Source organism: Mesorhizobium sp. M7A.F.Ca.ET.027.03.2.1, from assembly GCF_003999175.1.
Taxonomy (GTDB): Bacteria; Pseudomonadota; Alphaproteobacteria; order Rhizobiales; family Rhizobiaceae; genus Mesorhizobium.
In genome coordinates, this window is record NZ_RZOM01001905.1 from 1 (window position 1) to 450 (window position 450).

A 450-nucleotide genomic window follows, 5' to 3' on the forward strand; every position below is an offset into this window, starting at 1 on the left:
GCGGTTGCGGCCTTCGGCGAGCCCGATCTCCAGCCAGGCGGTGCGGCCGCCGCTGCGCAAAAGTTCGATCGAATTCGTGGTCAGGATCTCGCCGTCGACGCTCACGCCCGCGCGCAACGTCTTCAACATCGCCGCGTCCGGCACCGTGCCGATCTGCACGCGGTAGGTTTTCGGCAAATGCGAAGCCGGGTCCATCAGCCGGTTGGCAAACCGGGTGTCGTTGGTCATCAGCAGCAGGCCTTCGCTGGCCTTGTCGAGGCGGCCGACCGGCGAGACGAAGGGCAGGTCGAGCCCTTCGAGGCAGGCATAGACGGTGTCGCGCTGCTGCGGGTCGTCGCGGGTGGTGACCAGCCCGCGCGGCTTGTTGAGCATGAGATAGACCTTGCGCTCGGCAACCACCGGCCTGTCGTCGACGACGATGCGGTCGCGGTCGAGGTCGACCCGCAGGGC

Annotated in this window: 1 protein-coding gene; it reads right to left on the reverse strand. The window is 67.8% G+C overall.

The features are described from left to right. Positions 1–450: pseudouridine synthase (locus EN750_RS38700; RefSeq protein WP_145968407.1), on the reverse strand; the 450-nt coding region annotated here is incomplete at both ends.